The 4,729-nt window shown below is 36.6% G+C and carries 3 protein-coding genes and 1 pseudogene; 2 read left to right on the top strand and 2 right to left on the bottom strand.

What is annotated here, in order from left to right; translation table 11 throughout:
* Positions 1–938: IS30-like element ISAba125 family transposase (locus MKL51_RS11015; RefSeq protein ID WP_079396101.1), on the bottom strand; the 938-nt coding region annotated here is incomplete at its 3' end.
* 56 nt (positions 939–994) lie between these two features.
* Between MKL51_RS11015 and MKL51_RS11010 the strand changes: the two are divergent.
* A pseudogene (locus tag MKL51_RS11010) lies at positions 995–1,255 on the top strand (integrase core domain-containing protein); the annotation flags it as partial.
* A gap of 81 nt (positions 1,256–1,336) precedes the next feature.
* Positions 1,337–3,292: an alkyl/aryl-sulfatase gene (locus tag MKL51_RS11005; RefSeq protein WP_000693745.1), complete on the top strand. Its 1,956-nt coding sequence runs from the start codon at positions 1,337–1,339 to the stop codon at positions 3,290–3,292.
* 357 nt (positions 3,293–3,649) lie between these two features.
* Here MKL51_RS11005 and MKL51_RS11000 read toward each other — a convergent pair whose 3' ends face one another.
* A complete protein-coding gene (locus MKL51_RS11000) occupies positions 3,650–4,675 on the bottom strand; it encodes an IS30-like element ISAba125 family transposase (protein WP_079265503.1) in 1,026 nt (341 codons plus the stop codon).
* Between the last annotated feature and the right edge of the window lie 54 nt (positions 4,676–4,729).

Below are 4,729 nucleotides of genomic sequence, written 5' to 3'. Positions count from 1 at the left end.
TTTCTAGGACGAGTATTCAGTGACATGGCAACTTGATTTAAATAATGCTGATCTGCCTGATTTAAATCAATCCCTTTAGGTAAATATTGCCTAATTAAACCATTCATATTTTCGCATGTGCCTTTTTGCCAAGGTGAATGTGGGTCACAGAAATATACATCTATGCCTAAATCTTCTTCGAGTATTTTATGTTCTGACATCTCGCGTCCACGGTCATAGGTCAACGTTTTACGCAGTTCTGCAGGTAAATATTTCAGAGCTTCAGTTAAAGCCTTGCGCACTGATTCTGCCTTTGCATCAGGTAATGTTGCCAAGATACAGAGCCGTGTATTTCGTTCAATAAGTGTTGCTATCGAACTTTTATTGTCTTTACCTTTAATTAAATCAGCTTCCCAATGACCCGGTATTTTTCTTTCTTGAACTTCGGCTGGGCGCTCATGAATAGTTTTAATATCCTGTAATATAGAATCTTTTTTAGGTTCACCGTTAGCTTTTCGCTTTTTATTTTCATGACGCAGACAGGATAATAAGTCTTTTTTCAACTCACCCTTGGGTAATGCTCGTATCGTTGAATAAATCGTTGTATGGCTTACATTCATTGTTTGATCCAAATCAGGAAATGTCTTTAAACGCTTTGCTATTTGCTGAGGAGACCATAAACAACGGATCGCTTCAACAATAAATTTCCAGAGGATTGAATCGATTTTGAGTTTTCTGTGACCACGTCTACGTCTAGCGAAGGTGTTATCAGAAGCATATCGAGCTTGATAAACGTCATTGATGCTATTTCTTTTAAGCTCACGATAGATCGTACTAGGATGTCTTTTAATGAGTTCAGCAAATTTTCTGGCTGAAAAGCCTTCTTTTCTTGACTCAAGCATTAATGCAGTACGATCTTCAAAGTTAAGATGATGGTATGACAATTTTATATACTCCATAAACCCTTTAAATTAATTAGGTGGTTTATGTCGCACTTCAAGTTTTACTCTGCCATGTATTGAAATCAAATGACATCCAAATCAGCATGGATGGTAAAGGTCGATGGGTTGATAATGTGATGGTTGAACGATTATGGCGGAGCGTTAAATATGAAGAGGTGTATCTCAAAGCCTACAGCAATGTTTTGGATGCGAAGAAGCAATTAAACGCATATTTTGAATTTTATAATTTGAAACGACCTCATTCGAGTCTGGACAAAATGACTCCAGATGAGTTTTACTATGACCAGCTACCACAACAAAATAAGGTAGCTTAACTAGAGCAGAGTATCACTTATAAATAAGCTTTTAGTTGTTCAAACATGTGGGACCACCTCTATTTAAAAAAAGGAAAGAAGATGAAAATTAAGTTTTTAACAGTTTCATTGATGCTTATTCTGCCATTTTCTGTTTTTGCAGCAAATACTGTAGTAGAAAAAGCGGTCATTGAATCAAATAATACATATAAGGCGAAGTATAACTTAGAGGATATGACTGAGTTTAATCAGGCTCAAAAGGGCTTTATTGCCAAGCCAACAGGTCAAATTAAAAGTGAGAAAGGCAATGTTATCTGGGATTTTGATGCATTTAGTTTTTTACAAGATCAAGCACCAAATACCGTTAATCCCACTCTATGGCGACAAGCAAAATTAAACAACAATGTTGGGCTATTTAAAGTAACAGATCGAGTTTGGCAAATTCGTGGTTTTGATTTGGCAAATATGACCATCATTCAGGGTGATACTGGCTGGATTATTGTGGATACATTAACCTCTAAAGAAACGGCTGAAGCAGCACTTAAATTTGCTAGACAGCATTTAGGTGAGCAAAAAATTTCAGCCATTATCTTTACCCATAGCCATATCGATCATTTTGGTGGTGCATTAGGCGTTCTTTCTAGCGAAGAAATTAACGCTAGAAAAACTCCAATTATTGCGCCAAAAGGCTTTATGGAAGAAGCGACCAGTGAAAATGTGATGGCAGGTTCAGCCATGATACGTCGTGCGACTTATATGTATGGAACTTTTCTACCTAAAAATGCGGAAGGATTGGTGGATACAGGTTTAGGTAAGGCTGTTGCTGTGGGAAAAATGGGCATCCTTGAGCCTACACAACTGATCACTCAACCAGAACAGAAAATGACGGTTGATGGCTTGGATTTTGTGTTTTATAACGTGCCGGGTTCAGAAGCACCAGCAGAATTAACGTTCTCTATCCCATCATTGAAACTTTATAACGGCGCAGAAATTCTATCTCATACCATGCATAATCTTTATACCCTTCGGGGTGCTAAAGTCCGTGATGCCTTAAAATGGGTGGGCTATCTAGACCAAGCAATGCAGCATGCCAAAGCATCCGATGTATTGATTGCACAGCATCATTGGCCTGTCTGGGGCAATGACAATATTCAAGATTTTATTAAAACCCAGCGAGATGTTTATAAGTTCACGCATGATCAGACGGTGAGATATATGAACTCTGGTTTTAATGGCGCTGAAATTGCCGAAAAAATTAAGCTTCCAGCGGCACTTGATCAAAAACTATATGCTCATGGCTATTATGGAACCCTAAAACATAATGTAAAAGCAGTATACCAATATTATATGGGATGGTTCGATGCCCATCCTTCCAATTTAGATCCATTACCCCCTAAAGCTGTTGCAAAAAAATATATTGAGTTAGCAGGTGGGGAGAACAATGCATTGAAAAATGCGCGGGATGCCTACGCTCAAGCTGACTATAGATGGGCTGCCGAGATTTTAAAACATATTGTGTTGAATAACCCTCAAAACCAACAAGCAAAAGACTTATTGGCGAATACTTATCGTCAATTGGGCTATGCTGCTGAGGCTTCAACTTGGCGTAATTTCTTTTTGGTGGGCGCTCAAGAGCTACAAAATAATGTACCCCTACAAAATACTTCTGATCCGAGTGATTTATTGATTCATACACCAACTGAAAGATTTCTTGAAGCTATGGCGACAAATTTAGATGTGGAAAATTTAAAAAATGAAAACCAGTGTATCAATCTGGTTTTGTCGGATACCAAAGAGCATTTTTCATTATGGGTTGAAAACTCAGTCATGCAGTTTAAGCGTTATGATGAAAGTAAAGATTTGGCATTGGATTGCCCTACATTAACCTTAACCAAGCCCTTATATCTAAAAATGATTACAGGTCAAATAGAAGGGGTAAAAGTCCTGCTTTCTAAAGACAGTAAAGTCAAAGGTAATCCACTGAAAATTGGAAAATTCTTTGCAATGTTTAAACGTCCAGATTCAATTTTCCCGATTGTGACTCGACCAAATGGCTAAGCTCAAATAAGTAAAGTCGAAACTTAAATTAATAGATCCAAAGAAATGGGTGAAATTATCAACTTGGTTCTCCCAATCTTATAACAGGAATACAAGAAATTATTTCTTGTATTCCTCTTTAAAATTAAAAGTAAGCTATATGTATTTTAACTCTATTGATACTTTATTAAATGGTTTTTGAATTTTTATACTTTATTTTCGATGGAGATATTTTTATTAGTAGCTTGTTTAAAAAAGATTTGTTTATTTTTCTATTAATTGCTTCTAAATAATAACTTCAATATTTTTGTGGTTAAAAGGCAAGGGGGTATTATGATGTGTTTTTTATTGAAAATAAGCTTTTATATTAGGGCGAATTCAAACATGAGGTGCGACAGTTTGAAAAGTCTTATGATAATCAACAAGCTGAGCAAATTTCTCTAATGGTGTAAGCCAATCTAACGCTTTTCTAGGACGAGTATTCAGTGACATGGCAACTTGATTTAAATAATGCTGATCTGCCTGATTTAAATCAATCCCTTTAGGTAAATATTGCCTAATTAAACCATTCATATTTTCGCATGTGCCTTTTTGCCAAGGTGAATGTGGGTCACAGAAATATACATCTATGCCTAAATCTTCTTCGAGTATTTTATGTTCTGACATCTCGCGTCCACGGTCATAGGTCAACGTTTTACGCAGTTCTGCAGGTAAATATTTCAGAGCTTCAGTTAAAGCCTTGCGCACTGATTCTGCCTTTGCATCAGGTAATGTTGCCAAGATACAGAGCCGTGTATTTCGTTCAATAAGTGTTGCTATCGAACTTTTATTGTCTTTACCTTTAATTAAATCAGCTTCCCAATGACCCGGTATTTTTCTTTCTTGAACTTCGGCTGGGCGCTCATGAATAGTTTTAATATCCTGTAATATAGAATCTTTTTTAGGTTCACCGTTAGCTTTTCGCTTTTTATTTTCATGACGCAGACAGGATAATAAGTCTTTTTTCAACTCACCCTTGGGTAATGCTCGTATCGTTGAATAAATCGTTGTATGGCTTACATTCATTGTTTGATCCAAATCAGGAAATGTCTTTAAACGCTTTGCTATTTGCTGAGGAGACCATAAACAACGGATCGCTTCAACAATAAATTTCCAGAGGATTGAATCGATTTTGAGTTTTCTGTGACCACGTCTACGTCTAGCGAAGGTGTTATCAGAAGCATATCGAGCTTGATAAACGTCATTGATGCTATTTCTTTTAAGCTCACGATAGATCGTACTAGGATGTCTTTTAATGAGTTCAGCAAATTTTCTGGCTGAAAAGCCTTCTTTTCTTGACTCAAGCATTAATGCAGTACGATCTTCAAAGTTAAGATGATGGTATGACAATTTTATATACTCCATAAACCCTTTAAATTAATTAGGTGGTTTATGTCGCACTTCAAGTTTTACTCTGCC

It is taken from the genome of Acinetobacter sp. AOR18_HL (assembly GCF_027855145.1).
Taxonomy (GTDB): Bacteria; Pseudomonadota; Gammaproteobacteria; order Pseudomonadales; family Moraxellaceae; genus Acinetobacter; species Acinetobacter pittii.
The sequence above is the reverse complement of the archived record's forward strand: the minus strand, read 5'-3'. Positions and strand labels throughout refer to the sequence as shown.